The following is a 25,568-nucleotide window of genomic DNA, read 5'->3' as shown; positions in this document are numbered from 1 at the left end:
CCCGGCGCTCGGCAGGGCACGGGGCTCGGCCGGGCACACGGCCGACCCGGGCACGGGACCGTGCCGGACACCGCGCCCCGCCCGGGTCATAGCGTGCGCAGCAGCACCGCAGGTTGTTCCACGCAGTCCGCCACGTAGCGCAGGAAGCCGCCCGCCGCGGCGCCGTCGCAGACGCGGTGGTCGAAGGTGAGGGAGAGCTGGACGACCTGTCGTACCGCCAGTTCGCCTTCGTGGACCCAGGGTCTGGGGGTGACGCGGCCGACGCCGAGCATGCCGGCCTCGGGGTGGTTGATGATCGGGGTGGAGCCGTCGACACCGTACACGCCGTAGTTGTTCAACGTGAAGGTGCCGCCGGTGAGTTCCCGCGGGGTCAGGGTGCCCGTCCGGGCCGCCTCGGTCAGCCGCGCCAGCTCGGCCGACAGGCCCTCCGCGCCCAGGGTGTGCGCGTCCCGTACGACCGGTACGACCAGGCCCCGGTCGGTCTGGGCGGCGATCCCGAGGTGGACGTGGTCGAAGCGGACGATCTCGTGAGCCTCCGTGTCGACCGTGGAGTTCAGCTCGGGGAACCGGGCCAGGGCGGCGGTGCAGACGCGGGCTAGGAGCGCGAGCAGGGAGATCTTCGGCTGCCCGGCCGCGTTCATCGCCTGGCGCGCACGGAGCAGTTCGGTCGCGTCGGCGTCCACCCAGCAGGTCGCGTCGGGTATCTCGCTGCGGCTGCGGGTGAGCTTGTCGGCCACGGCGCCGCGGACGCCCTTGAGGGGGATCCGGGTGCCTTCCCGGGTGGCGGCGGGGGCCGCGGGAGGCTGCGGCTGCTGGGGTGCGCGGGCGGCGGCACGGGCCGCGTTCAGCCGCAGGACGTCCTCGACATCGGCCCGAAGGATCAGCCCTTCCGGGCCGGAGCCCGACAGTTGCCGCAGGTCGACGCCGTTGTCGCGGGCCAGCCTGCGCACCAGCGGCGACACGACCCGCACGGGCCCCTCGGCCACCGACGGCGACCCGGCCTGCTGCGCCGCCTGGTGCACCATCGCCGCCGGGGCGCGCACCTCACCCGTGCGGGCCACGCGGCCCTCGGCGCCCTTGGTGCTGTCGGCCCCGCCTGCACCGCCGACGCCCTCGCCGCCCGAGCCGTTGGCATCGGCCGGCGGCCGTACCCGCCTGCGGCGCGCCGGGGCCTGCGAGGTGCCGTAGCCGACCAGGACGTTGCCGGAGCCCGTGCCCTCGTCGCCGCCGGGGGACGGCGAGCCGACGGCGACCGTGAGCAGCGGCGCGCCGACGGGCAGTTCCGTGCCCTCCTCGCCGAAACGGGCGGTGACCACACCGCCGTAGGGGCAGGGCACCTCGACCATCGCCTTCGCGGTCTCGACCTCGACGACCGGCTGGTCGACGGCGACCACGTCGCCGATCTGCACCAGCCAGCGGACGACGGACGCCTCCGTCAGCCCCTCCCCGAGATCGGGGAGCCTGAACTCCAGCACTTGTGCCATCAGCCCTCCGCCTCCCACTGAAGACGCGCCACGGCGTCCAGGATCCGGTCGACACCGGGCAGGTGGTGGCGCTCCAGCATCGGCGGCGGGTAGGGGATGTCGAATCCGGCGACCCGGAGCACCGGTGCCTCCAGATGGTGGAAGCAGCGCTCCGTGACACGGGCCGCGATCTCCCCGCCCGGGCCGCCGAACCCGCCCGACTCGTGCACGACGACCGCGCGCCCGGTACGCCGTACGGACGCGCCGACCGTCTCGTCGTCGAACGGCACCAGGGAGCGCAGGTCGACGACCTCCAGGTCCCAGCCCTCGGCCCGGCCCGCCTCGGCGGCTTCGAGACAGACGGGAACGGAGGGTCCGTATGTGAGGAGTGTGGCGCTGTGTCCCGGGCGCCGCACCACGGCACGGCCTATCGGTTCAACGGGCAGCGGGTCCTCCGGGTTCCAGGCGTCCTTCGACCAGTACAGCCGCTTGGGTTCGAGGAAGACGACCGGGTCGTCGGAGGCGATGGCGGCGCGCAGCAGCCCGTAGGCGTCGGCTACGGTCGCGGGCGTGACGACGTGGAGGCCCGGGGTCGCCATGTAGTACGCCTCGGAGGAGTCGCTGTGGTGCTCGACGCCGCCGATGCCGCCGCCGTAGGGGACGCGCACGGTGATCGGCAGCGGCAGCCGCCCGCGCGTGCGGTTCCTCATCCGGGCGACATGGCTGACGAGCTGCTCGAAGGCCGGGTAGGCGAACGCGTCGAACTGCATCTCCACGACCGGGCGCAGGCCGTACATGGCCATGCCGACGGCGGTGCCCAGGATGCCCGCCTCGGCGAGCGGGGTGTCGGTGCAGCGGTCCTCGCCGAACTCCTCGGCGAGTCCGTCGGTGACGCGGAAGACCCCGCCGAGCGTGCCGACGTCCTCGCCCATGACGTGCACGGCCGGGTCGGCGGCCATGGCGTCGCGCAGCGCGCGCGTGAGGGCCTGCGCCATGGTGGCGGGCCGGACGGCGACGGTGGTCATCGCTGCCCGCCCTCCCCCGCGCCGTCCGCGCCCGCCATGCCCGCCATGCCCGCCACGTGGTCCGTGTGGCCTGCACCGTCTGCGTGCTCCGCCGCCAGCTCGGCGAGCAGCCGGGCGCGCTGCTCACGCAGCTGCGGGGTGGGCTCGGCGTACACATGGGCGAACAGGTCCGCCGGGTCGAGCCGGGGGTCGCGGTTCATCCGGTCGCGCAGATCGGCGGCCATGGCCTCGGCGGCGTCACGCGCGGCCCGGACGCCGTCGTCGTCGAGCAGTCCGCGGCCGGTCAGCTCGCGCTCCAGCAGCAGGATCGGGTCGTGCTCGCGCCAGGTCTCGACCTCGGCGTCACCGCGGTAGCGGCTCGCGTCGTCGGCGTTGGTGTGCGCGTCCACGCGGTACGTCACCGCCTCGACAAGCGTCGGGCCGCCGCCCGCGCGCGCGTGCCGTACGGCGGCGCCGAGCACCTGGTGCACCGCCACCGCGTCGTTGCCGTCGACGAGCCGGCCCGGCATCCCGTACCCGACGGCCTTGTGGGCCAGGGACGGGGCGGCGGTCTGCTTGGCGAGCGGCACGGAGATGGCGAAGCCGTTGTTCTGGACGAGGAAGACGACCGGCGCCTGCCAGACCGCGGCGAAGTTGAGCGCCTCGTGGAAGTCGCCCTCGCTGGAGCCGCCGTCGCCGACCAGGGCGAGCGCGACCACGTCGTCCCCCTTGAGGCGGGCGGCGTGCGCGAGTCCCACGGCGTGCGGCAGTTGGGTGGCGAGCGGTGTGGACAGCGGGGCCACACGGTGCTCGCGGGGGTCGTAGCCGGTGTGCCAGTCGCCGCGCAGCAGGGTGAGCGCCTCGACGGGGTCGACCCCGCGGGCGACGACGGCGAGGGTGTCGCGGTAGCTGGGGAAGAGCCAGTCGCGGTCCTGGAGGGCGAGCGCGGCGGCGACCTGGCACGCCTCCTGACCGGTGCTGGACGGGTAGACGGCGAGGCGGCCCTGCTTGGTGAGGGCGGTGGCCTGCGCGTTGTAGCGGCGGCCGCGCACCAGCTGGGCGTACAGCAGGCGCAGCAGGGCGGGGTCGGTCCCGGCGGCGGCAGGGGTGCCGAGGACCCGGTACGGCTCGGTGTCGGGCAGCAGCGGAGCGGGGTCGGTGCGGGGCTGCCAGGCGGGCGGCGGCGATGGCCGGTAGGCCCCCCGCTGCTCCATGACCGTCATGACGGCACCTCCTCGTGGGAGCGGCTACGGCGGCGGGTCGAGTGTGACGCGCCTCACCTACCGATTGTTCGGTCGTCGGCACATTTTGGCTACAGGCCCCCCGAGGCTGTGGACAAACGGTTCTCCACAGCCTGGAATAAACGCATTGCGTCCATACCAGGGAGGCCGGGGGACATGACACCTGAACAAATGGCCGAGAGTCCGGAGGGGGGCGTCCTGCCGCCCTCGGCCCGCCCGCTCGACGCCGTTGATCAGGACATCCTCCAGATCCTCCAGGCGGACGGCCGGGCGTCCATACGCTCGGTGGCCGAGCGGGTCCATGTCTCCCGGGCCAACGCCTACGCACGGATCAACCGGCTCATCGAGGACGGTGTCATCCGTGGTTTCGGCGCCCGCGTCGACCATGAGCGCGCAGGTCAGGGCACGTCCGCGTACATCACTCTGAAGATCGTCCAGAACACCTGGCGCACGGTGCGCGAACAGCTCAGACAGCTGCCCGGCGCCTCCCACATCGCGTTGGTGGGCGGGGACTTCGATGTGCTGCTGCTGGTGCACACCTCGGACAACAAGGCGCTGCGGGAGCTGGTGCTCACCCGGCTCCAGGCGATCCCGGAGGTGCTGAGCACCCGCACGCTGCTGGTGTTCGAGGAGGAGGACCTGGAGCCGGAAGGCTGAACCCACCGCGCCGCCGCGGGCTCCGCGCCCCGGTCGTGGAACGCGCCCCCTCGTGGATCGCGCCCCGGACGCACCGTCAGCCGCCGCCGCGCAGACCGGCGAACGCCAGCCGTACGACCGCGTCGGCTACGTCCCGCTCGACCGACCCGCGGCCTTCCGGCCGGTACCACTCGACCACCGAGTTGATCATCCCGAACACCAGCCGGGTGGCGAGACGCACCTCGATGTCGCCGCGTATGTCGCCCTCGTCGGCGGCGGCCTTCAGCAGTGCGGCGACCCGGTGGTCGAACTCGCGGCGCCGCTCCAGCGCCCAGCGCTCGGTGCCGGTGTTGCCGCGCACCCGCAGCAGCAGCGTCACGTACGGCAGTTCGGCGATCAGCACCTCCACCATGCGCCGTACGACGTACTCCAGGCGGTCCGAGGCGCGCCCCACGCGCGCGTGCTCCTCGTCGAGGATCCCGAAGAGCTGCTCCAGCGCCCGGCTGACGGCGCGTCGCAGCAGTTCCTCCTTGCCGGTGACGTGGTGGTAGATCGACGACTTGGAGATGCCCGCCGCGCGCGAGAGATGCTCCATGGAGGTGCCGTCGTAGCCGCGTTCGTTGAAGACCTGGACGGCGACCGAGAGCAGCGAGTCGGGGGTGTACGTGTCGCGCTTGGCGGTGGTCATGAGGAGCCCTCCCGCTTCTCCGTGGCGTAGGCGTGACGGTAGAGCGCGAGGGACGGCGCGTACCGGCCGGACGGGTCACGCAGATGCAGGTCGTCCAGGAGGTCGTAGGCCCAGCCGCGGCCCAGTCTGCGGCTCCATTCGAAGGGGCCGAGGGGATAATTGACGCCCAGGCGCATCGCGGTGTCGATGTCCTCCTCGGTGGCCACGCCCTTGGACACCGCGTCGTGCGCCAGGTCGACGATCCGGGCCACGGTGCGCGCGACGATCATCCCGGGCGCGTCGCCGATGACGCTGACCTTCTTGCCGAGCGCCTGGAAGAGACCGGTGGCCTCGGCGAGGGTCTGCGGCGCGGTGTCCTGGGAGGCGGACAGGGCGACACGGGTGGCCCTGCGGTAGTCGAGGGCGAGGTCGAAGTAGACGACGTCGCGGAACTCGACGGAGGTCTGCCCGTCGGCGAGCGCGAGCTGGCCGCCGCCCGGCAGCACCAGGCGGGTGCCGTGGTCCTCGTCCTCCTCGCGCACCAGGATGCCCGCCTCGCGGATCAGCCCGAGCAGCTCCGAGGCCGGGCCCAGGTCGCCCTCGGCGACGACGTACGCGGGCGCGCGGGCCGGTTCCGCGGTGTGCGGTTCGGGGCGTTCGGCGTCGTCGGCGTAGTCGTACCAGCCGTGCCCGCTCTTGCGGCCGAGCCGCCCGGACTCGACGAGCCGACGCTGGGCCAGGGACGGGGTGAAGCGCACGTCCTGGAAGAAGGACCGCCACACCGAGTGGGTCACGGACTCGTTGACGTCCTGGCCGATGAGATCGGTGAGCTCGAAAGCGCCCATCCGGAAGCCGCCGCACTCGCGCAGCACGGCGTCGATGGTGGCGGGGTCCGCCGCCTGGGCCTCGAGCACGGCGAACGCCTCGGCGTAGAAGGGCCGGGCGATGCGGTTCACGATGAAGCCGGGCGTGTCGGCGCAGGCCACCGGGGTCTTGCCCCAGGCGCGGGCGGTCTCGTACGCGCGCGTGGCGGACGTGACGTCGGTGGCGGACCCGGAGACCACCTCGACGAGCGGCAGCAGCGGGGCGGGGTTGAAGAAGTGCAGGCCCACCAGGCGCCCTGGGTTGCGCAGGGCGCCGCCGACGGCCGTCACCGACAGGGAGGAGGTGTTGGTGGCGAGCAGGCAGTCGTCGGAAACGATGCCCTCCAGCTCCCGGAACAGCTCTTGTTTCACCTCCAGCCGCTCCAGGGCCGCCTCCACCACCAGCGCGCAGTCCCCGACCCCCGCGAGGTCGGCGACGGGCGTGAGGCGGGCGCGCGCGGCGTCCCGTTCCGCGCCGGTGAGCCGGTCCTTGGCGACCAGCCGGTCCAGCCGGGCGCCGATCGCCGCGGCCGCGTCCCCGGCGCGCCCGGGCACGACGTCGTACAGCCGTACGGGATGGCCCGCGACCAGCGCCACCTGGGCGATGCCCTGGCCCATGACGCCGGTGCCGACCACGGCCACGGGGCTGCTGAGGTCGAGTGCTGTCATGTGCGCGATCCTCCCGCACCGGGTTTTCCACAGATGCGGCAGGCCCCCTTGAGCCGACCGATCGTTCGGTTAATCTAACTCTGACCGGCTTTTCCTGCCCTTGTACCTGCCCCTGTATCCGCCCGGGTTCCCGGCAGCCGTTCCGACCGGGCCCCCGCACCGAGCACGCACCGGTCACGCACTGCTCCTGCTCCTGCTCCTGCTCCTGCTCCTGCACTGCTCCCGCACCGATACTGCCCCTGTTCCCGCCCAGGTCATGAGCTCGACGGAGAGTTCATGAGACGAGGAGTTGGTCCCGCATGGCCGCACTCACCGCGCACGAACTGATCGCCCGGCACCGGCCCACTCTCGACCAGGCGCTGGAAGCGATCCGCACGCGCGCGTACTGGTCCCCGCATCCCGAGCACCCCAAGGCCTACGGCGAACACGGCAGCCTGGACGCGGCGGCGGGCAAGGCCGCCTTCGACGCCCTTCTCGGCACCCGGCTCGACCTCGGCCAGCCCGGCACGGACGACTGGGTCGGCGGCGAGACGTCGCCGTACGGCGTTGCCCTGGGCGTGACGTACCCGCACGCGGACCTGGACGTGCTGCTGCCCGCCATGAGGGCCGGGCAGCGGGAGTGGCGGGACGCGGGCGCGGAGGTGCGCGCCGTGGTCTGCATGGAGATCCTCAAGCGCATCAGCGACCGCACCCACGAGTTCGCCCACGCGGTCATGCACACCAGCGGCCAGGCGTTCATGATGGCGTTCCAGGCGGGCGGCCCGCACGCCCAGGACCGCGGTCTGGAGGCCGTGGCGTACGCCTACGTGGAGCAGGTGCGCACCCCGGACACCGCCGAGTGGACCAAGCCGCAGGGCAAGCGCGAACCGCTCGCGCTCACCAAGACGTTCACCCCGGTCCCGCGCGGCATCGGCCTGGTGATCGGCTGCAACACCTTCCCGACGTGGAACGGCTACCCGGGCCTCTTCGCCTCCCTGGCCACCGGGAACGCCATCCTGGTGAAGCCCCACCCGCGCGCGGTGCTGCCGCTCGCGCTCACCGTGCAGGTCGCCCGCCAGGTCCTCACCGAGTCCGGCTTCGACCCCGACCTCGTCGCGCTGGCCGCCGAGCGGCCCGGAGAGGGCATCGCCAAGGCCCTGGCCGTCCGCCCCGAGATCCGGATCATCGACTACACGGGCTCGACGGCGTTCGGCGACTGGCTGGAGACGAACGCCCGCCAGGCGCAGGTCCACACGGAGAAGGCCGGCGTCAACTCGGTCGTCGTCGAGTCGACGGACGACTACAAGGGCATGCTCGCCAATCTGGCGTTCTCGCTGTCCCTCTACAGCGGCCAGATGTGCACCACCCCGCAGAACCTCCTGATCCCCCGCGACGGCATCCGCACCGACGAGGGCCCTAAGACCTACGACGAGGTGGTCGCCGGCCTCGCCCGCGCCGTCGACGGCCTCCTGGGCGACGACGCGCGCGCGAACGCCCTGCTGGGCGCGATCGTCAACCCGGACGTCAAGGCGCGTCTGGAGGCCGCCGCCGGACTCGGCGAGGTCGCCCTCGCCTCCCGCGAGATCGTCAACCCGGACTTCCCGGACGCGGTGGTGCGCACCCCGGTGATCGTGAAACTGGACGGCACCAAGCCGGACGCCGAGGCCGTCTGTATGAGCGAGTGCTTCGGCCCGGTGTCCTTCGCCGTCGCCGTCGACTCCGCGGCCGACGCGGTGGACCTGCTGCGCCGCACGGTCCGTGAGAAGGGCGCGATGACCGTCGGCGCGTACACGACCGACGAGCAGGTCGAGCGGGCCGTCGAGGAGGTCTGCCTGGAGGAGGCCGCCCAGCTGTCCCTCAACCTCACCGGCGGGGTCTACGTCAACCAGACCGCCGCGTTCTCCGACTTCCACGGCTCGGGCGGCAACCCGGCAGCCAACTCGGCCCTCACGGACGGCGCGTTCGTCGCGGGCCGCTTCCGGGTGGTGGAGGTACGCCGGGAGTCCTGAGGGGGGCGCCGGAGCGGGGGCCGCACGGCGGCGGCTGCGGCCGGCGTCCGCCCCTGTTCAGCAGGGCCGGGAAGTCGGCGCGCCCCCAGTCAGACTCCAGTGGTACAGCGTCATGGCCACACTGGTCGCGAGGTTGTAGCTGGAGACCTGGGGGCGCATCGGCAGGGCGACCAGATGGTCGGCACGCGTGCGCAGGGCGTCCGACAGGCCGCTGCGCTCGGAGCCGAAGGCGAGCACAGCATCGTCCGGCAGCTTCAGGCCTCGGATGTCCTCGCCCTCCGGATCGAGGGCGAACACCGGCCCGGACGGCAGCTCCTCCACCGCCAGCCGCTCGACGACGGTGGCGAAGTGCAGCCCCGCCCCGCCCCGCACCACCGTGGGGTGCCAGGGGTCCAGCGTCCCGGTGGTGACCACACCGGTCACCCCGAGACCGGCGGCCAGCCGGATCACCGCACCCGCGTTGCCGAGGTTGCGCGGGTTGTCGAGGACCACGACGGGCGCGGTGCGCGGGACGCGGGCCAGCGCCGCGAGACCGGCCGCGCGGGAGGGCCGTACCGCAAGGGCGGCCACGGCGGTCGGGTGGGGGCGCGGGACGAGGGCGCGGTACGTCGTCTCCGGGACCTCGGTCAGCAGGGCGGCCAGGGTGTCCCGTACGTCCGGGGCCAGTTCGGCGGCCAGGGCCAGCGCCGCCGGCCGGTCGACCGTGACCGCCACCGGCACCCGGGCGCCGAACCGCAGGGCGTGCTTGAGGGCATGGAAGCCGTCGAGCAGGACGGATTCCTCGGCGAGCCGGTGCCAGCGGGTCACGGGGTCGGTCATGCCGTGAAGCGTACGTGCGGCGGCTCGGCATCCTGCGCGGTCGGAGCCGTGCGCTGCCTGGGCAGCACCGGCCGCACCCGGCGCAGCAGCCGCCCACGCGCGCGTACGGCACCTCGTCCCAGGCGGCGCAGAAAGGTCGTCGGCAGGAACACCGAGTCCGCCGAGATCATCGCCAGGGAGAAGAACGGCAGCCCCAGGACCACCGCGATCGCCGCGTGCTCGGTGATCATCACGGCCAGCAGCACGTTCTTGACCCGCCGGTTGAACACCGTGAACGGGAAGGCGACCTGTGCGATCACGGTGCCGTACGTCACGAGCATCACCATCGTGCCGCTCGCCGCCAGCAGACCGGCCAGACCCGGCCACGGGGAGAAGGACTCCAGGTGCAGCGGGTAGTAGACGGCGGTGCCGTCCTGCCAGCGCGGGCCCTGGATCTTGTACCAGCCCGCCGTGGCGTAGATCAGACACGCCTCCGCCATGATCACGAACAGGGCGCCGTTGTGGACGGCATTGCCGACGACATCCAGCAGTACACGCGGCTGCGCCCCGCGCGCACTGTGCGCCCGGTGCATGACGAACCACCACAGGCCCTGCGCCAGCCACGCGCCCCATAGCAGCACCGGCACCACCAGGTCGCCGTCCAGCCTGCCCGTCGGCGTCACCCCGGCCAGCACCGCCCCGAGCACACCCCACAGCACCGGCCCGGTCCGGTCCCCTGCCCGCTCCCCACGCGCGCGTGCCGCCGCGACACGCCGCTCCCTGCGCGCGTCGAGGGACCACACCCGGCCGCAGCGCGTGAACACCAGGTAGATCGACATCAGATGCAGGACGTTGTCGCCGCCGTCGCCCATGAAGACGCTGCGGTTCTGGAGCGATACCAGACCGGCCATGAACAGCACGGACATCGTGCGGGTCCGCCAGCCGAGCAGCAGCAGGGCGGCCGAGAGGATCGCCAGCCCGTAGACCGTCTCGAACCACACCTGCCCGCGGAACCACAGCAGCGCGGTGAAGGCCCCGTTGCCGTCGGTCAGCTGCCGGGCGAGATCCCGGCTCCACGGGGCGTCGGGGCCGTACATCTCCTGGCGGTGGGGGAACTCGCGCACCAGGAACAGCAGCGTCGTGGCGGCGAAGCCGATACGGATCACGGCGCTCTGGTACGGCCCGAGGGACGACTCGGTGACGCGGGCGACCCCGCGGGAGACCACCGGCGCAAGACGGTTCAGTCGGGTAGCCGGAGCGTGTTGCCACGCCCCGGCCCCCTCAGAACCGGACGTGCGGCTGTTCACCGCATCCGGCTCAAGCGAGCCCCCAGAGCTGTTGCGCGCGTTCATGCTTGCCCGGCCCTCCTGTTGTCGCCAGCGTGGTGCTGGCGATGACATTCAGCGTGCACGAGGCGGAGGTTTGTCTTCTCGTCCGAGCCGCCGTGCCGCCTGTACACGAAGTGATGCTTGTGAAGCATCTTCATGGATGCCGAGAACCAGGCCGCCCACTCCCGCGGGCTGTCGGGCTCGAATTCGGCACCGGAGATCAGCGCCTGTTTACACAGGGGGCAGATTCCCTTTTGGCGAGCAGCCAGCGTGACAGACGTCCTGTCCGCCGTTGCTGGCATCTTTTTGCGCGAGCGGTTCGCCCAGTAATCGGCGAGCGTCGGATCATCAGGCGAGTACCCCGCCTTGAGACCGACGTGCCGTTCAATCTTGGTCCATCTGAGCTTGTACAGGTACATGCCGGTTTCCCGGTCACCGAATACCCATTTGCTCTGACGGTACGAGTTGAACTGACCGTAGTACCTTTCGGTACACCAGGTCTTTGATTTCCTCGGGTGCGTATGCCTGGCCCACTTGAAGGTCAGCTTCCACAAGTAGTCGTCCAGATCGCGGAACGTCTTCTTGGACACACCCGACCGGTAGTAGGTGGCCCATCCCCGAAGAATCGGGTTGAGCCGCTTCACCACGGCCATCACGTTGGACCCTCGATGGGCCAACATCTCGTCGCGGAGCCTTTTCCGGAACCTCTTGACAGCGGACTTGCTCGGCTTTGTGAGCAGTTTCCCGTTGTAGCGGCGGACATTGAACCCGAGAAAGTCAAATCCCTCTTCGAGGTGGACAACCCGTGTCTTTTCCTCGTTGAAGGACAGCCCTCGCGGCTCCAGCCACCCGGCCAAGTCATCCTTGACCCGATACGCCTGACTCTCGCTGTGACAGAACACGGCAAAGTCGTCTGCGTACCGCACAAGTACCGGTGCGTCTCTCCGCTGCCACAGCGTGGCACCTTCGAGACAACCGGCCGCTGCACTCATCCCGTGAAGAGCGATGTTCAGCAACAGTGGGCTCACCACGCCACCTTGAGGAGTTCCCTCCTCGGTAGGCGCGAACCGCGTGTTCTCCATGATCCCTGCCTTGAGCCAACCCCGAATCATTCCCCTGCCGGGGAAGTGTCCGAGGCTTGTCAGCAGGTGCGCATGGTCGATCCGGTCGAATGCCGATGCCAGGTCCGCGTCGAGCACCCACAGCCGTTGTGCCCGTCTCTGGGCCACCGTGCTGAAGATGTTCGTGATCGCATCGTGGCACCCTCGCCCGGGGCGGAAACCGAAGCTCCGCGCCTCGAAGCGAGCTTCCCACTCGGGTTCCAGCGCATTCTTGACCATGGCCTGGCGGGCCCGGTCGCACATGACTGGAATTCCCAGCGGGCGTCGTTTCCCGTTCGCTTTGGGGATGTACACGCGCCGAACAGGACGGGCATGGTCGGTGATGGGTTGGGCAGCCAGTTCGGCCACCATCCGTCCGCGCTCCTTCGGAGTCAGGGCGGTTTCACCGTCGATGCCGGCCGTCCGGCGTCCGGAGCTCAACTGGGCCACCCTCTTCACGCTTACCTGCACGTTCGAGTGAGACCTCAGCATGAGCTTCTGCAAGTTTCGGACTATCTTCAAGTCCCCTTCGCGCGTAGCTGTGAAGATGCGCTGCCGCAGTCGCCGTACCGACGCTTCTGCCTTGGCCCAGTCGATGCTGTTCCATGCCTGCGTGTGGTCTTCGGGTCCGTTCGCCAGAGCAGGCCGGACAGTTACTCCTGTCCTCGTTCCTGAACTCGGCATCTAACTTGCCCCTCAGTTCTGGTTTCCAGATAGCTGGTCTTCACAGGCTCACCTGATCCGCGTAGGCTCCCTTTCGGGCCGGGCACAGGCCCGTATCCGACGGGTTATGCGGTGACGCTTGTCCGCCCCGGTTTCCCCTGGGTTTTCACCCTGTCGGCATTCGCTTCTCGGATCATCCTGTCCTGCTGGAGAGTTGGGCCTTCGTTGCCTCCGGCTTACCGTGATTTCACGGACTCCAACAGGGTTTCCACGTTCCGCTCCAGTGAGACGCGGCTGGGGTGGGCGCCCTCTTTACCCCCAGGGCTGATTCAAAGTCCTGGGGGTCATGGAAACGTGCAGGTGGCTGAGGTGTGACTATCCGGCGGAAGTCCGTCACGAAGACAACGAAGCTCCGGTTGACGGGGTGACCTTCCCAAGTCGCCTCGCCCGTCCGGAGCTTCGATGTGCCGCCAGTCTGCCACTGTCTGCCTGACCAAGTCGCCCACTGCCGCCCAGCGCGGCGTGAACGGTGTCGCCGAACGGCTGGCCGTTCTTCGCGATCCGCGAGATCGGCGGGGACGGCGCCATACGCTGGTATCGGTCCTGCTCACCGCCTGCTGCGCGGTGCTGGCCGGGGCTCGCTCCTATCTGGCCGTGGGCCAGTGGGCGCGCCACGCGCCCCTGGACGCACTCGCCCGCCTCGGCGTGCGTGCCGTCGGCCCGCTGGGCGTGCGCCGCGCACCGTCGCCCTCCACGATCCGCCGCGTCCTGACCCTCGTATGTCCCGGCGGGCTTGCCGACCTGCTCGGATGTGACCCCGCGGGCAGCCGGCACCTGGCCGTGGACGGCAAGGCCGCCCGTGGCTCGCGCACGGACACCGGCCCGGCCGCCCACCTGCTCTCCGCCGTCCTGGACGGCGGACGCACCGTCAGCCAGCTGCGGGTACCGGACAAGACCACCGAGGTCACCGGCTTCACGCACTTGCTGGCGCCGTTCGACCTGGCCGATGTCGTGGTGACCGCCGACGCCCTGCATACCCATCGTGACCACGCCAGATGGCTGGTGGAGGCGAAGAAGGCGCACTACCTGCTCGTGGTCAAGCGGAACCAGCCGACGCTGCACAACGCGTTGCGCTCGCTGCCGTGGAAGGAGGTGACCGCCCGCCGCTACGACCGCGAGGCGGGGCACGGGCGACGTGAGACCCGCTCGGTGCGCACGCTCACCGTCACCGGTCTCGGGCTGGACTTCCCGTACCTGGCGCAGGCCGCGAAGATCCACCGGCACCGCACCGACCTCAAGACCGGCAAGATCACCCGTGAGACCGTCTACGCCATCACCGACCTGACGGCACGGGCGGCATCTCCCCAGGCCATCGGCCAACTCGCCCGCGCGCAATGGGGCATCGAGGCCGTGCACCACGTCAGAGACACCACATTCGGCGAGGACGCCTCGAAGATCCGCACCGGGCACGGACCGGAGAACATGGCCACGCTGCGCAGCTTCGCGATCCACACCCTGCGCGCTGCCGGGCACCGCAGCATCGCCGCCGGCCTGCGCGAGATGTCCTATACGCCCTTCACCCGTCCGCTGGACTTGATCGGACTGCCCTGACCGGCAACGCCACATGATCACCAGGACTTTGAATCAGCCCTGTCTTTACCCCGGAACCTGCGGTGTCCACTCCCGCTTATGCGAAGACGCGGGATCGCATAGCACTCTTCCGTGCTCGGGTTCTATAGCCGCCAACTGCCCTGCCATCCGCACGACTTGGAAGTAACGAGGCGTCATCAAGGGTTCACTCACGTTCGCCCGTCCAGCCTTCCCCTTCGTCTGTGGCTGCCCGATGGCCAGGCTGCTCTTGGACTTTCCCGCTCGGCTTCACACCCCGCCGTTGCCAGCGACGCATGCGAACGTGGGGACGGACCTTGGACACTGGTCCGGGTCGGTTACCGCCTCCTCTCACTCATCCACTCAGCTGGAGCGACCTCGTGTCGCACCCGCACGCCTCCCTCGGCCTCGTCCGCGGGGACGGCCCACCAGGGCAGCTCGCGGTAGGCGGGCGTCGTCGGCAGCTTCTCGCCGCTCCAGCCGGGCGGCGGCACGTTCGTGGTGACGGAGCGGATCTGGACACGGTCGATGCCCTCGCCCCGCCCCGCCGCGTCGTCGCGGTCCAGCCTCAGCACGGTGATACGGCGCAGATACTGCTCGGAGAGGGCGCCGCGCAGACCCACCGGGTGGCTGTCGCCGTCGTGCGAGGCGAGAAAGAAGTCCCAGGCCCTGCGCAGCTCGTTCTGCTGCGTGTGGCTCGGCAGCAGACTGCCGTCGACGGCCCGGCCGTCCTCGGCGGACAGGTCGTACCAGCCGGTGGTCCGGGTGGCGCCGTCCGCGGTACGGATACCGGCGCGGACCTGCACCGAGATGTTCTGCTGGAGCGGGTTGGGCGCGAACAGCTTCCAGTTCTGCTCGAACTCGGGGTAGATCCAGTCGTCGATGGCCTCGCTGTGCTGCTTGGACACCGTGTTCGACGGCGCGACGTGCAGGAACACCATGCCGAGATGGACGGCCACGACGACGGCGACCACGGCGACGGCCGAGGCGGCGGCCAGACGGTAGGGGGTGGACAGGTCGGCGAGGGTGGGGTGGGCGGTCGGTAAGAGCGGGGCCTCGTGGGACGGGGGGTCTTCGGGACGCGAGGACGGCTCTTCGGCGGGCGTGGCCGGGGTGGCGTGGCTGGCAGGGTCGGCCGGAGGGGGCGAGGGGGCGGGCTCGTGGAGGGCGGCGGGGTCCGAGGGCGCGTCGGGAGCGCCCGGGTCCGAGTCGTAAGCGTCCATTCCGCCCCGTTTCCGATCCGTTCCGATCCGTCGCCGTTCCCGATCCCGCGCCGTCCCGTGGCCCGATCCCGCGTCGTCCCGTGCCCCGCTCCCGCACGGCGGACCGTACCGCCGCTCACGCCGTGCCACAGCGGTCGCACGGGAACGGTACTCAGCCCCGCGCCTCCGCACACCCCATTCGCAGGACCGGACCCACGGGACGCCGCGGTGGAGCGGCAGCGGCCGCGTCTTCGCAGGTGAACGGGCTTTTGGGAGTCGTACATACGTTGTCCACAGGCTGTCGGCATGTGTTTTCCACAGCGGTTGACACCTCGCGAGGGCCCGATTCACCATGGAATCACGCCGGACCGAACGATCGGTCGGTTGCGTTCCCGGGCAGATCCGGCCCGGCCGGAAGGGGACGCCCTGCCATCAGCACCACGTCACAAGCACCACGTCACACACCGAGGTCGAGGGGGACCGCATGGCGACAGCAGCCGCCCACCGGACGGCCGACAAGCGGACGCGCGACGCACCGGACACGGGGGCGTACGAGCACGCGTTCGACACCGCCGTGGCCGCCGACGAGCGCATCGAGCCGCGCGACTGGATGCCCGAGGCCTACCGCGCCACGCTGATCCGCCAGATCGCGCAGCACGCGCACTCCGAGATCATCGGCATGCAGCCGGAGTCCAACTGGATCACCCGTGCGCCCTCACTGCGCCGCAAGGCCATCCTCATGGCCAAGGTCCAGGACGAGGCCGGACACGGGCTCTACCTCTACGGCGCGGCCGAGACCCTCGGCGTCAGCCGTGACGACCTGCTGGGCAAACTGCACAGCGGCCGTCAGAAGTACTCCTCGATCTTCAACTACCCCACTCTGACCTGGGCGGACGTCGGCGCGATCGGCTGGCTGGTGGACGGCGCGGCGATCACCAACCAGGTCCCGCTGTGCCGCTGCTCCTACGGCCCGTACGCGCGCGCGATGGTCCGCATCTGCAAGGAGGAGTCCTTCCATCAGCGCCAGGGCTACGAACTGCTGCTGGCCCTCAGCAAAGGCACCCCGGAGCAGCACGCGATGGCGCAGGACGCGGTGGACCGCTGGTGGTGGCCGTCGCTGATGATGTTCGGCCCGCCCGACGACGAGTCCCCGCACTCGGCCCAGTCGATGGCGTGGAAGATCAAGCGCCATTCGAATGACGAACTGCGGCGACGCTTCGTGGACATGTGCGTTCCGCAGGCCGAGTTCCTGGGCGTCACCCTGCCCGACCCCGATCTGCGGTGGGACGAGGAGAGCGGGCACTACACCTTCGGCGCGATCGACTGGGCGGAGTTCCGGGAGGTGCTGAAGGGCAACGGGCCCTGCAACGAGCAGCGGATCACCCAGCGCAAGAAGGCGCACGACGAGGGCGCGTGGGTGCGGGAGGCGGCTGCTGCCCACGCCGCCAGACACGCCGTAGCGGCAGCCGAACAGGACAGGACGAGCGGGACGAGCAAGACGGGCGAGCAGCGCAGGACGGGCGAGACGGGGGCGACGCGAGCATGACCACCACCGACTGGCCACTCTGGGAGGTTTTCGTGCGCTCCCGCCGCGGCCTCTCCCACACCCACGCCGGCAGCCTGCACGCCCCGGACGCGGAGCTGGCCCTGCGCAACGCGCGCGATCTCTACACCCGGCGCGGCGAGGGTGTGTCCATCTGGGTCGTGCCCTCGTCCGCGATCACGGCCTCGTCACCGGACGAGAAGGACCCGTTCTTCGAACCGGCCGCCGACAAGCCGTACCGGCACCCGACGTTCTACGAGATCCCCGAGGGGGTGAAGCACCTGTGACCCCTGCACCGGAGACGACCTATCCGGGCGTTCCCGAGTCCTGTGCCCCCAGGACGGCCGCCCTGGCCCTCGGCGACGACGCGCTGGTGCTGTCGCACCGCCTGGGGGAGTGGGCGGGGCACGCCCCGGTCCTGGAGGAGGAGGTCGCCCTCGCCAATATCGCGCTGGACCTGCTGGGTCAGGCCCGGGTGCTGCTGTCCATGGTCGGAGACGAGGACGAACTGGCGTATCTGCGCGAGGAGCGCGCCTTCCTGAACCTCCAGCTGGTGGAACAGCCCAACGGCGACTTCGCCCACACCATCGCCCGCCAGCTGTACTTCTCCACCTACCAGCAACTGCTCTACGACCGGCTGGCCGACGGCAGCGGCCCGTTCGCCCCGCTGGCGGCGAAGGCCGTGAAGGAGACCGCTTATCACCGTGACCACGCCGAGCAGTGGACGCTGCGGCTCGGCGACGGCACGGACGTCAGCCACGCCCGGATGCAGAACGCCTGCACGGCGCTGTGGCGGTTCACCGGCGAGCCGTTCCAGCCGGTGGAGGGCCTCGACATGGACGGGGAGGCGCTGGCCGCCGCCTGGCTGGAGTCCGTGGACGACGTGCTGCACCGGGCCGGGCTGGCCGTCCCCGACGGCCCCCGCACCGGGGCATGGAAGGCGGGGGCCGGACGGCAGGGCCTGCACACCGAGCCGTTCGGCCGGATGCTCGCCGAGATGCAGTGTCTGCACCGCAGTCATCCGGGGGCGTCATGGTGACGGCCGCGGCCACCGCGCTCGAGGCGGAACTCCTGGAGGTCGCCGGCTCCGTGCCCGACCCCGAACTGCCCGTGCTCACCCTGCTGGAACTGGGCATAGTCCGCGCGGTGCACGCCCGGGGCACGGACACGGTCGAGGTCGAGGTCGAGATGACCCCGACATACACCGGCTGCCCGGCCGTCGAGGCGATGGCGCTGGACATAGAGCGGGCGCTGCACGCGCACGGGGTGCGCCGGGTCACCGTGCGCACGGTCCTCGCGCCCGCCTGGTCGACGGACGACATCACGGACGAAGGGCGGCGCAAACTGCGGGAGTTCGGCATAGCGCCGCCGCGTGCGGGGGCACGCTCGGGCCCGGTGCCGCTGTCTCTCGGGCCGACCCGGGCATCGGCCGCGGAGCAGCCGGAGGCGGTGCGCTGCCCGCACTGCGGCTCGGCCGACACGGAGCTGCTCAGCCGTTTCTCCTCCACCGCCTGCAAGGCGCTGCGGCGCTGCCTGACGTGCCGTGAACCGTTCGACCATTTCAAGGAGTTGTGATGGCCCGCTTCCACCCGCTCCCGGTGGCCGCGGTCGACCGGATCACCGATGACGCCGTCGCCCTCACCTTCACCGTGCCGCCCGGACTGCGCGAGGACTACCGGCACGCCGCAGGCCAGCACCTCGCGCTGCGCCGCATGGTCGACGGGAAGGAGATACGGCGCACCTACTCGATCTGCTCCCCCGCGCCCGACCCCGGCGGCGAGGGCCCGCGCACCCTGCGCGTCGGGGTGCGGATGATGGAGGGCGGCGCGTTCTCGGCGTACGCGCTGAAGGAGATCGCAGTCGGGGACGAGCTGGAGGTCATGATCCCTGCGGGCCGCTTCACCCTCGATCCGGCGCCCGGTCTGTACGCCGCGATCATCGGCGGCAGCGGGATCACCCCGGTGCTGTCGATCGCCGCCACGCTGCTGGCGCGGGAGCCGGAAGCCCGGTTCTGCCTCGTCCGCAGCGACCGTACGGCGGCCTCGACGATGTTCCTGGAGGAGGTCGCCGATCTGAAGGACCGCCACCCGGCACGCCTTCAGGTGGTCACGGCGCTGTCCCGGGAGGAACAGCAGGCGGGGCTGGGGTCCGGGCGGCTCGACACGGAGCGGCTGACCGGGCTGCTTCCCGCGCTGCTGCCGGTGGAGCAGGTGGCTGGCTGGTTCCTGTGCGGGCCGTTCGGGCTGGTGCAGGGCGCCGAGCGGGCCCTGCGCGCGCTCGGGGTGCCCCGCGCCCGGATCCACGAGGAGATCTTCCACGTCGACGCCGCCCCGCCGGCCGCCGCGGCCCCGGCCCCCGCGCACAGCACGGTCACCGCCCGGCTCGACGGCCGCGGCGGCACCTGGCCGGTGCTGGACGGCGAGTCCGTCCTGGACACGGTGCTGCGCAACCGCCCCGACGCGCCCTACGCCTGCAAGGGCGGCGTGTGCGGCACCTGCCGGGCCTATCTGGTCGCGGGCGAGGTGCGCATGGACCGCAACTTCGCGCTGGAACCGGAGGAGACGGCGGCCGGATATGTGCTGGCCTGCCAGTCGCATCCGGTGACGGAGGGGGTGGAACTGGACTTCGACCGCTGACCCGCTGGGCCCTGCCTCCCCGTTCCCTCCCCGTTCCCTTCTTCTAGAACCTGTTCTATCTTGACGCTCCGTCAGGACTGATGGACCGGGAGGAGAGGACAGGACCCGTGGACTTCACCTTCACCGAGGAACAGCAGGCGGCGGCCGAGGCGGCCGACGGGGTGTTCGCAGGGGTCGCCCCGGACCAGGTGCCGAGCCCCGCGCTCACCCAGGGCCGCCCGGTCGCCGACGACTTCGACCGCACGCTGTGGGCGAAACTCGCCGAGGCCGACCTGCTCAGCCTGCTGCTCGCCGAGGAACACGGCGGGGCGGGCCTCGACCCCATCGCCCTGTGCCTGGTCCTGCGCGCGTCCGCGAAGGTGCTGGCCCGGGTTCCCCTGCTGGAGCACAGCGCGGCCGCGGCCGCCGTCCAGGCGTACGGCGGCGAGGAGGCCAAGTCGGCACTGCTGACCCGGGCGGGACGCGGCGAGCTGGTCCTGACCGTCGCCGCGCACGGCCGCACCGGTCACGACGGCGCCGAACTCGCGGTCACCGCGCGCAGGGAGGGCGACGGCTGGCTCCTGGACGGCGTGCAGACGGCGGTGCCCTGGGCCTACGACGCCGACATCGTCGTCGTACCCGCACATGTGGAGGGAACGGACGCCACAGACGCAACGGACACCGATCACGCGATCCTCGCACTGGTACCCCGCGGCCAGAAGGGCGCCGTCCTCGCCGAGCAGCTCTCCACCACCGGCGAACGGCTGGGCGAACTGCGCCTGGAGTCGGCGCGCGTCCCTGCCCGGGACGTCATCGAGGCCGACGGCGCCTGGGAGTGGCTGCGGCTGCTGCTGACCACCGGGACGTGTGCGCTGGCGCTGGGCCTGGGGGAGCGCGTGCTGCGGATGAGCAGCGAATACACCAGCAAGCGCGAGCAGTTCGGGCACCCGGTGGCGACCTTCCAGGCCGTCGCCGTGCAGGCCGCCGACCGCTATATCGACCTGCGGGCGATGGAGGCCACGCTGTGGCAGGCCGCCTGGCGGATCGGCTCGGGGGCACAGGGCCCGCTGCCCGCCGCCGCGGACGTCGCCGTGGCCAAGGTCTGGGCCGCGGAGGGCGTACGCCGTGTCGTACAGACCGCGCAGCATCTGCACGGCGGTTTCGGCGCCGACACCGACTACCCGCTGCACCGCTATCACGCCTGGGCCAAACACCTGGAACTGTCCCTCGGCCCGGCGGCGGCCCACGAGGAGGCCCTGGGCGACCTGCTGGCAGCCCACCCGCTGGGCTGACGCGACGCGCCGTAACCGGTCCGAGGCCCGGGCCCAAAGCCGGTCCGGGTCCAGGTCCGGGTCCGGGCCTGGGCCTGGATGGGTCCGTTCCTGGATCCGGGTCAGACGACGACGCCGGGCTGCCCCTGCCCGTTCACCAAGGGCCGCCCGCCGGCCTCCCAGGCCGCCATGCCGCCCTCGACATTCACGGCCTCGACACCCCGCTGGGCCAGATACATCGTGACCTGCGCGGAACGCGCACCGGAGCGGCAGATCACATGGACCCGCCCGTCCTGCGGCGCGGCCTCGGTCAGCTCGCCGTAGCGGGCCACGAACTCGCTCATCGGAATGTGCAGCGCTCCGGCGGCATGGCCCGCCTGCCACTCCTCGTCCTCACGGACGTCCAGCAGGAAGTCGCCGTCCTTGAGATCGCCGACCGGCACGGTGGGCACACCAGCTCCGAAAACCATGCTCCCGACGCTACCTGACCTCCCTGGCCCGGTTCCGTGAAGGGAGCGGAAAGGCCCGGAAAGGCCCTCATCCGAGCAGTGCGGCGAGCTCCGCCTCCAGCTCGGCCAGCTGCCTGTGGAGCTGTTCGGCGATCTCGTCGAGGAGACCGTCGGGGTCGTCGGGGGCGAGCCGGAGCATCGAGGCGATCGGGCCGTCCTCCAGCTCCTTGGCGACGAGGGTGAGCAGTTCCTTGCGGTGGGCGAGCCATTCGAGCCGCTCGTAGAGCTCCTCGCTGCGGCTCGGACGCCGCTCGGCCGGCACCGGCCCGGCGGCCCATTCCTCGGCGAGCTCCCGCAGCAGGGCTTCGTCGCCACGCGCGTAGGCGGCGTTGACGCGCGTGATGAACTCCTCGCGCCGCTCCCGCTCGCTCTCCTCCTGCGCCAGGTCGGGGTGGGCCTTGCGGGCGAGCTCACGGTAGAGCTTGCGTGCCTCATCGCTGGGGCGCACCCGGGGCGGCGTCCGCACCGTCTGCTCGGTGAGCATGGAGACGGCCTCGGGGAAGAGCCCGTCGCCGTCCATCCAGCCGTTCAGCAGTTCCTCGACGCCGGGAATGGGCATCACCCGCGCCCGCGCCTCCTGCGCCAGACGCAGATCCTCGGGATCTCCGGTACGGGCGGCCTTGGCCTCGGCGATCTGGGCGTCCAGCTCTTCGAGGCGGGTGTACATCGGGCCGAGCTTCTGCTCGTGCAGCCGCGAGAAGTTCTCGACCTCGACGCGGAAGGTCTCCACGGCGATCTCGTACTCGATCAACGCCTGCTCGGCCGCCCGCACGGCCCGCTCAAGCCGCTCCTCGGGCCGGGACTCCGCGCCGACGGACTGGGGCTGCTCAGCTTCCGGGGTCGTCACCCGACCAGCGTAGGCCACGCTCGGGGGCAGCCCGCAGCCCGAAGGTCACCGACGCGGGCGGGACCGCCCCGACATCCCGGACCGCCCCGCCTACCAGCAGATCCTGACCACCCTGGCCGACGCGGGCCGGCCGATGCGCGCCCGCGACCTCTGCCAGGCCCTCGACCTGCCGATCCTCCGAAGAACACCGAATCGTGTCGGCCCGCCGCACGGCCGCTGCGGGCGTTACTGCCACTGCGAGCTGGTTGCGATGGCCCGCAGTTGGGCCAGTGTCAGGATCGGCGTGGTACGGGTAGAGGGGCCGTCCTGGCTCGGCGCCTGCCACTCCATGATGGTGATGTAGAGCCCGTCAGGATGCAGAACGTTCACCGTCTGGTGCCCGGGGTCGGTTCCGGGTGGTGCCTGCCGGGACTGGATCAAGGTGCCGTCGGCCGAGGCCGTCGCGCCGGCGAAGACGTGGTCCCGGATCGCGGTGGTGGAGGTCTGCCGGGAGACGTGCACGTCGAGCAGCGACTTGCCGTGGCCGTCGTCCACCCACAGCTGGCCGGACCGTAGGCCGCCGGGCGGGCTCGAATGGGTCAGGCCGGGCGGCAGCAGGCCGGTCAGGGTGGCAAGGGCTCGGTCGCCGGGCAGTGCGCCGGTGAAGGTCGGCCTCGGGGTGACCGATGCCGTGGCCGAACCTGTGGTGGCCGAGGCCGCCGGACCGGTGTGCGTGGGGTCGGTTGGCCGTCCGTCTGACAGCAGTCCGGGAACGACCGTCGTGCCGAGCCCGACGAGCGCGAGTACGGCCGCTCCGCTCACGCCGACGGCCGCAGCGCGGCGGCGACGCCTGCGTCGGCCGTTGCGGACACCGGCCTGCACAAGTGACCGGGCGTTGGGCGGCTCGAAGGCCAGGAGGGTGGTACGGAGTGCTTCGGTGAAGTCTTCTTCGGTGGGCATGGCGGGTCACCGCGTTTCCGGGGTCGGTGATGAGGGCGAGGTAGGTGCCGCGGCACCGGGGTCAGGGACTGGCGAGGTCGGACAGGTCGTGGCCCAGAAGGTCCCGGATGCGGGCGAGCGCGCGCATGCTCTGGTTCCGTACCGCGCCCGGCCGGATCTGAAGGATCTCGGCGGTCTGCTCGACGCTGCGGTCCTCCCAGTAGCGCAGGAGCAGCACGGCGCGGTCCCGGGCGGAGAGGCGGCCGAGGGCGTCGAGCAACGTGACCCGCAGCGTGGCGTCGTGCTCGGTGACGGCACCGGAGTCCTGCAGGGTGTCGCTGGGCTGCTCAGAGCTGCTGCGCCGGCGGCGGTAGGACAGGTAGGTCCGTACGAGGACGGCGTGGGTATAGGCCGCTGGGTCGTCTGCCTGCGCGATCTTGCGCCAGTTGGCATACATCCGGCCCAGCGTGTCCTGCACCAGGTCCTCCGCGAGGTGCACGTCACCGCTGGTGAGCACACACGCGGAGCGGAACAGAGGTGCGGATCGCGCAGCGGCGAACGCCATGAATTCCTCTTCGTACCGGCGCTTCATCCGAGATCCTGTTCATCGTCCACACTCTGAAGACGCTGTGGCCACAGGGTTACGTCCCACCCGGAGCAGCAGAAATCTGGCCGCCTCAGGCGAACTTCCCTTCGGCGACGTTGATGTCGGGCCTGAGGAGGGTCGGGACTGGCGCGGTGGCTTTCGCTCCATCGCAGCTATAGCGATCAGGGCGGCGACTGCATAGAGGTCGCGAACGGGTTCCCCGGCGTCCTGGCTGTGCGTGACAGCAAAGACCCAGAAGGCCCCTGCCTCGTGTTCGAGGCGGATGCGTGGACCTCGTTCATGAGGACGGTGAAGGCCGACGAACTCCCTTCGGTCTGAGGAGACCGTCCAGCTCAGCACCCGAAACCGCGACAAGGAGCCCCTGGTCCGTGAGATCAGGGGCTGCCGTGTGTTCTGAGCCGCGTGTCGCCGGCCCCCGCCTCCGTCAGACCCCCATTTCCGCCGCGACCCTCCCCGCCCGCACCGCCGCCAGCAGGTCCGCGTGGTCGGCCTCCGTGCGGTCGGCGTAGGTGACGGCGAAGGTGGCGATCGCCTCGTCGAGTTCGTCGTTCTTGCCGCAGTACCCGGCGACCAGCCGGGGGTCCGCGCTGTGGGAGTGGGCGCGGGCCAGGAGGGCGCCGGTCATGCGGGCGTAGTCGTCTATCTGGTCGGCGGCCAGGGCGGCGGGGTCGACGCTGCCCTTGCGGTTGCGGAACTGCCGTACCTGGAAGGGCCGTCCGCCGACCGTCGTCCAGCCCAGCAGGATGTCGCTCACGACCTGCATCCGCTTCTGCCCGAGGACCACCCGCCGTCCCTCGTGCTCCACCTCCGGCGTCTCGAAACCGGCGGTCAGCAGATGCGGCACCAGGGCCGAGGGGCGGGCCTCCTTGACCTGGAGGACCAGCGGTTCGCCCCGGTGGTCGAGGAGCAGGACGACGTACGAGCGCGCGCCCACGCTGCCCGTGCCGACCACCCGGAACGCCACGTCGTGCACCGCGTGACGGGCCAGCAGCGGGAGACGGTCCTCCGAGAGCGTGCCGAGGTAGTGCTCCAGGGCCGCCGCGACCTCGGCCGCCTCCTCGTCGTCGGCACGCCGCAGCACGGGCGGGGCGTCCACGAAGCGCCGCCCGCCGTCCTCGGCCGTCTCCGTGGACTTCGCCGCGAACCGCCCGCTGGTGTTGGCCCGCGCCTTCTCGGAGACCCGTTGCAGGGTGCCGAGCAGGTCATGGGCGTCGGTGTGCGAGACGAGCTCCTCGTCGGCGATGGCGTTCCACGCGTCCAGGACGGGCAGTCCGGCGAGCAGCCGCATGGTGCGCCGGTAGGAGCCGACGGCGTCACGCGCCGCGTCCCGGCAGCAGTCCTCCCCTGAGCCCGCCTCCCGGCCGGCCAGCACCAGCGAGGCCGCGAGCCGTTTCAGGTCCCACTCCCAGGGGCCGGTCACCGTCTCGTCGAAGTCGTTCAGGTCTATGACGAGGCCGCCGCGTGCGTCGCCGTACAGGCCGAAGTTGGCGGCGTGCGCGTCGCCGCAGATCTGAGCGCGGATACGGGTCATGGGGGTGCGCGCGAGGTCGTAGGCCATGAGTCCCGCGGAGCCGCGCAGGAACGCGAACGGCGTGGCCGCCATCCTGCCGACGCGTATCGGCGTCAGCTCCGGGATGCGTCCCTGGTTCGACTCCTCGACGGCCCGGACGGCGTCGGGACGGGAGCCGTCCAGGTCGAAGGTGGCGTGCGAACTGCGCGGCACTCCACGCCGCAGCGCCTTCCCCTCCTGCTTCGGGGAGCGGTACTCGGAGCTGCCGCCGTCGGACGCCCGGGGGCCGCCTCCCGGCCAGGGCGCGAAGCCCCGCACCGTCGGCAGCCGCCGCCCCCGCCCGGCATCCGCCGCTCCAGCTCCGGCCTCACTCACCACAACCGCCTCCCCCGCTCACACACCCGCACGAACATCAACTTGTGCAGACCGTACAGCCACCCGCCAAAACACGTCAGACCCTGTGGACAACTCCCCACCCGCCCGCCGTCACCCCTTTGCGCGAGCGGGGCGCGCGGCAC

Annotated in this window: 24 protein-coding genes; 10 read left to right on the top strand and 14 right to left on the bottom strand. The window is 71.3% G+C overall.

Annotated features, from left to right (window positions below; all coding sequences use genetic code 11):
• Positions 1-86: 86 nt before the first annotated feature.
• From ACSYGN_RS20225 to pdhA, 3 genes are read right to left on the bottom strand one after another with little or no spacing between them, the layout of a single operon-like run.
• Positions 87-1,484, bottom strand: coding sequence for a dihydrolipoamide acetyltransferase family protein (locus tag ACSYGN_RS20225; protein ID WP_460397599.1), 1,398 nt, complete (start codon positions 1,482-1,484; stop codon positions 87-89).
• The gene (locus ACSYGN_RS20220) at positions 1,484-2,488 is read right to left on the bottom strand and encodes an alpha-ketoacid dehydrogenase subunit beta (protein ID WP_460397597.1); all 1,005 of its coding nucleotides are present in this window, start codon (positions 2,486-2,488) and stop codon (positions 1,484-1,486) included. Before ACSYGN_RS20220 ends, ACSYGN_RS20225 begins: the two co-directional genes overlap by 1 nt.
• On the bottom strand, positions 2,485-3,690 hold the full coding sequence (pdhA, locus tag ACSYGN_RS20215) for a pyruvate dehydrogenase (acetyl-transferring) E1 component subunit alpha (RefSeq protein WP_460397595.1): 1,206 nt from the start codon (positions 3,688-3,690) through the stop codon (positions 2,485-2,487). The genes ACSYGN_RS20220 and pdhA overlap by 4 nt, the downstream gene beginning before the upstream one ends.
• A gap of 189 nt (positions 3,691-3,879) precedes the next feature.
• Here pdhA and ACSYGN_RS20210 point away from each other — a divergent pair, with 189 nt between their 5' ends.
• Entirely contained in the window at positions 3,880-4,365 is a 486-nt protein-coding gene (locus ACSYGN_RS20210) for an Lrp/AsnC family transcriptional regulator (RefSeq protein WP_460403594.1), read from the top strand.
• Positions 4,366-4,441: 76 nt separating this feature from the next.
• Here ACSYGN_RS20210 and ACSYGN_RS20205 read toward each other — a convergent pair whose 3' ends face one another.
• Positions 4,442-5,032, bottom strand: coding sequence for a TetR/AcrR family transcriptional regulator (locus tag ACSYGN_RS20205; RefSeq protein ID WP_460397593.1), 591 nt, complete (start codon positions 5,030-5,032; stop codon positions 4,442-4,444).
• Positions 5,029-6,543, bottom strand: a complete 1,515-nt coding sequence (locus ACSYGN_RS20200) for a 3-hydroxyacyl-CoA dehydrogenase (protein WP_460397591.1) — start codon at positions 6,541-6,543, stop codon at positions 5,029-5,031. Before ACSYGN_RS20200 ends, ACSYGN_RS20205 begins: the two co-directional genes overlap by 4 nt.
• Positions 6,544-6,842: 299 nt before the next feature.
• Here ACSYGN_RS20200 and paaN point away from each other — a divergent pair, with 299 nt between their 5' ends.
• The gene (gene paaN, locus ACSYGN_RS20195; protein WP_460397589.1) at positions 6,843-8,531 is read left to right on the top strand and encodes a phenylacetic acid degradation protein PaaN; all 1,689 of its coding nucleotides are present in this window, start codon (positions 6,843-6,845) and stop codon (positions 8,529-8,531) included.
• Between the two features lie 57 nt (positions 8,532-8,588).
• Here the strand turns inward: paaN and ACSYGN_RS20190 are convergent, their stop codons facing one another.
• The 3 genes from ACSYGN_RS20190 to ltrA form a co-directional block, all read right to left on the bottom strand.
• Entirely contained in the window at positions 8,589-9,350 is a 762-nt protein-coding gene (locus ACSYGN_RS20190; RefSeq protein WP_460397587.1) for a TrmH family RNA methyltransferase, read from the bottom strand.
• Positions 9,347-10,573 (bottom strand): HTTM domain-containing protein, encoded by a 1,227-nt coding sequence (locus ACSYGN_RS20185; RefSeq protein ID WP_460403592.1) that lies wholly within the window; start codon positions 10,571-10,573, stop codon positions 9,347-9,349. The genes ACSYGN_RS20190 and ACSYGN_RS20185 overlap by 4 nt, the downstream gene beginning before the upstream one ends.
• A gap of 104 nt (positions 10,574-10,677) precedes the next feature.
• Positions 10,678-12,441, bottom strand: a complete 1,764-nt coding sequence (ltrA, locus tag ACSYGN_RS20180) for a group II intron reverse transcriptase/maturase (RefSeq protein WP_460397585.1) — start codon at positions 12,439-12,441, stop codon at positions 10,678-10,680.
• A gap of 441 nt (positions 12,442-12,882) precedes the next feature.
• Here ltrA and ACSYGN_RS20175 point away from each other — a divergent pair, with 441 nt between their 5' ends.
• Positions 12,883-14,031, top strand: coding sequence for an ISAs1 family transposase (locus ACSYGN_RS20175; RefSeq protein ID WP_460397583.1), 1,149 nt, complete (start codon positions 12,883-12,885; stop codon positions 14,029-14,031).
• Positions 14,032-14,366: 335 nt separating this feature from the next.
• Here ACSYGN_RS20175 and ACSYGN_RS20170 read toward each other — a convergent pair whose 3' ends face one another.
• Entirely contained in the window at positions 14,367-15,251 is an 885-nt protein-coding gene (locus ACSYGN_RS20170; RefSeq protein WP_460397581.1) for a DUF5819 family protein, read from the bottom strand.
• Between the two features lie 463 nt (positions 15,252-15,714).
• Between ACSYGN_RS20170 and paaA the strand changes: the two genes are divergently transcribed.
• The 6 genes from paaA to ACSYGN_RS20140 all read left to right on the top strand — a co-directional run bounded on the left by paaA (position 15,715) and on the right by ACSYGN_RS20140 (position 20,680).
• The gene (paaA, locus tag ACSYGN_RS20165) at positions 15,715-16,776 is read left to right on the top strand and encodes a 1,2-phenylacetyl-CoA epoxidase subunit PaaA (protein ID WP_460397579.1); all 1,062 of its coding nucleotides are present in this window, start codon (positions 15,715-15,717) and stop codon (positions 16,774-16,776) included.
• Positions 16,773-17,060: a 1,2-phenylacetyl-CoA epoxidase subunit PaaB gene (gene paaB / locus ACSYGN_RS20160; protein ID WP_029386333.1), complete on the top strand. Its 288-nt coding sequence runs from the start codon at positions 16,773-16,775 to the stop codon at positions 17,058-17,060. Before paaA ends, paaB begins: the two co-directional genes overlap by 4 nt.
• Positions 17,057-17,812, top strand: coding sequence for a 1,2-phenylacetyl-CoA epoxidase subunit PaaC (gene paaC, locus ACSYGN_RS20155; protein ID WP_460397577.1), 756 nt, complete (start codon positions 17,057-17,059; stop codon positions 17,810-17,812). Before paaB ends, paaC begins: the two co-directional genes overlap by 4 nt.
• A complete protein-coding gene (gene paaD, locus ACSYGN_RS20150) occupies positions 17,806-18,348 on the top strand; it encodes a 1,2-phenylacetyl-CoA epoxidase subunit PaaD (RefSeq protein WP_460397575.1) in 543 nt (180 codons plus the stop codon). Before paaC ends, paaD begins: the two co-directional genes overlap by 7 nt.
• Positions 18,348-19,409 carry a 2Fe-2S iron-sulfur cluster-binding protein gene (locus ACSYGN_RS20145; RefSeq protein WP_460397573.1) on the top strand — a complete coding sequence of 354 codons (1,062 nt, stop codon included), beginning with the start codon at positions 18,348-18,350 and terminating at the stop codon, positions 19,407-19,409. The genes paaD and ACSYGN_RS20145 overlap by 1 nt, the downstream gene beginning before the upstream one ends.
• A 107-nt stretch (positions 19,410-19,516) precedes the next feature.
• Positions 19,517-20,680: an acyl-CoA dehydrogenase family protein gene (locus ACSYGN_RS20140; protein WP_460397571.1), complete on the top strand. Its 1,164-nt coding sequence runs from the start codon at positions 19,517-19,519 to the stop codon at positions 20,678-20,680.
• Positions 20,681-20,781: 101 nt separating this feature from the next.
• On the opposite strand, the gene ACSYGN_RS20135 is transcribed toward ACSYGN_RS20140, so the two are convergent.
• From ACSYGN_RS20135 to ACSYGN_RS20120, 4 genes are all read right to left on the bottom strand, one after another.
• On the bottom strand, positions 20,782-21,111 hold the full coding sequence (locus tag ACSYGN_RS20135; protein ID WP_460403590.1) for a rhodanese-like domain-containing protein: 330 nt from the start codon (positions 21,109-21,111) through the stop codon (positions 20,782-20,784).
• 85 nt (positions 21,112-21,196) lie between these two features.
• Positions 21,197-22,015 (bottom strand): hypothetical protein, encoded by an 819-nt coding sequence (locus tag ACSYGN_RS20130; protein WP_460397569.1) that lies wholly within the window; start codon positions 22,013-22,015, stop codon positions 21,197-21,199.
• A gap of 225 nt (positions 22,016-22,240) precedes the next feature.
• Positions 22,241-22,954 (bottom strand): hypothetical protein, encoded by a 714-nt coding sequence (locus ACSYGN_RS20125; protein ID WP_460397567.1) that lies wholly within the window; start codon positions 22,952-22,954, stop codon positions 22,241-22,243.
• Positions 22,955-23,015: 61 nt separating this feature from the next.
• Positions 23,016-23,525: a SigE family RNA polymerase sigma factor gene (locus ACSYGN_RS20120; RefSeq protein ID WP_460397565.1), complete on the bottom strand. Its 510-nt coding sequence runs from the start codon at positions 23,523-23,525 to the stop codon at positions 23,016-23,018.
• Positions 23,526-23,663: 138 nt separating this feature from the next.
• On the opposite strand from ACSYGN_RS20120, the gene ACSYGN_RS20115 reads away from it, so the two are divergent.
• Positions 23,664-23,858 carry a DUF397 domain-containing protein gene (locus ACSYGN_RS20115; protein ID WP_460403588.1) on the top strand — a complete coding sequence of 65 codons (195 nt, stop codon included), beginning with the start codon at positions 23,664-23,666 and terminating at the stop codon, positions 23,856-23,858.
• A 106-nt stretch (positions 23,859-23,964) separates the two neighbouring features.
• Here ACSYGN_RS20115 and ACSYGN_RS20110 read toward each other — a convergent pair whose 3' ends face one another.
• Positions 23,965-25,425 (bottom strand): DUF2252 domain-containing protein, encoded by a 1,461-nt coding sequence (locus ACSYGN_RS20110; RefSeq protein ID WP_460397563.1) that lies wholly within the window; start codon positions 25,423-25,425, stop codon positions 23,965-23,967.
• Between the last annotated feature and the right edge of the window lie 143 nt (positions 25,426-25,568).

The sequence above is a fragment of the Streptomyces sp. YIM S03343 genome (genome assembly GCF_054729195.1).
The sequence above is the reverse complement of the archived record's forward strand: the minus strand, read 5'-3'. Positions and strand labels throughout refer to the sequence as shown.

Bases quoted from the DNA above. Each gene is read 5' to 3' on its own strand.
- paaN (WP_460397589.1), top strand. From the start codon at position 6,843: ATGGCCGCACTCACCGCGCACGAACTGATCGCCCGGCACCGGCCCACT.
- ACSYGN_RS20225 (WP_460397599.1), bottom strand. From the start codon at position 1,484: ATGGCACAAGTGCTGGAGTTCAGGCTCCCCGATCTCGGGGAGGGGCTG.
- ACSYGN_RS20125 (WP_460397567.1), bottom strand. From the start codon at position 22,954: ATGCCCACCGAAGAAGACTTCACCGAAGCACTCCGTACCACCCTCCTG.
- ACSYGN_RS20145 (WP_460397573.1), top strand. From the start codon at position 18,348: ATGGCCCGCTTCCACCCGCTCCCGGTGGCCGCGGTCGACCGGATCACC.
- ACSYGN_RS20190 (WP_460397587.1), bottom strand. From the start codon at position 9,350: ATGACCGACCCCGTGACCCGCTGGCACCGGCTCGCCGAGGAATCCGTC.
- pdhA (WP_460397595.1), bottom strand. From the start codon at position 3,690: ATGACGGTCATGGAGCAGCGGGGGGCCTACCGGCCATCGCCGCCGCCC.
- ACSYGN_RS20120 (WP_460397565.1), bottom strand. From the start codon at position 23,525: ATGAAGCGCCGGTACGAAGAGGAATTCATGGCGTTCGCCGCTGCGCGA.
- ACSYGN_RS20200 (WP_460397591.1), bottom strand. From the start codon at position 6,543: ATGACAGCACTCGACCTCAGCAGCCCCGTGGCCGTGGTCGGCACCGGC.
- ACSYGN_RS20170 (WP_460397581.1), bottom strand. From the start codon at position 15,251: ATGGACGCTTACGACTCGGACCCGGGCGCTCCCGACGCGCCCTCGGAC.
- paaA (WP_460397579.1), top strand. From the start codon at position 15,715: ATGGCGACAGCAGCCGCCCACCGGACGGCCGACAAGCGGACGCGCGAC.
- ACSYGN_RS20210 (WP_460403594.1), top strand. From the start codon at position 3,880: ATGGCCGAGAGTCCGGAGGGGGGCGTCCTGCCGCCCTCGGCCCGCCCG.
- paaD (WP_460397575.1), top strand. From the start codon at position 17,806: ATGGTGACGGCCGCGGCCACCGCGCTCGAGGCGGAACTCCTGGAGGTC.
- ACSYGN_RS20175 (WP_460397583.1), top strand. From the start codon at position 12,883: ATGTGCCGCCAGTCTGCCACTGTCTGCCTGACCAAGTCGCCCACTGCC.
- paaB (WP_029386333.1), top strand. From the start codon at position 16,773: ATGACCACCACCGACTGGCCACTCTGGGAGGTTTTCGTGCGCTCCCGC.
- ACSYGN_RS20220 (WP_460397597.1), bottom strand. From the start codon at position 2,488: ATGACCACCGTCGCCGTCCGGCCCGCCACCATGGCGCAGGCCCTCACG.
- ACSYGN_RS20205 (WP_460397593.1), bottom strand. From the start codon at position 5,032: ATGACCACCGCCAAGCGCGACACGTACACCCCCGACTCGCTGCTCTCG.
- ltrA (WP_460397585.1), bottom strand. From the start codon at position 12,441: ATGCCGAGTTCAGGAACGAGGACAGGAGTAACTGTCCGGCCTGCTCTG.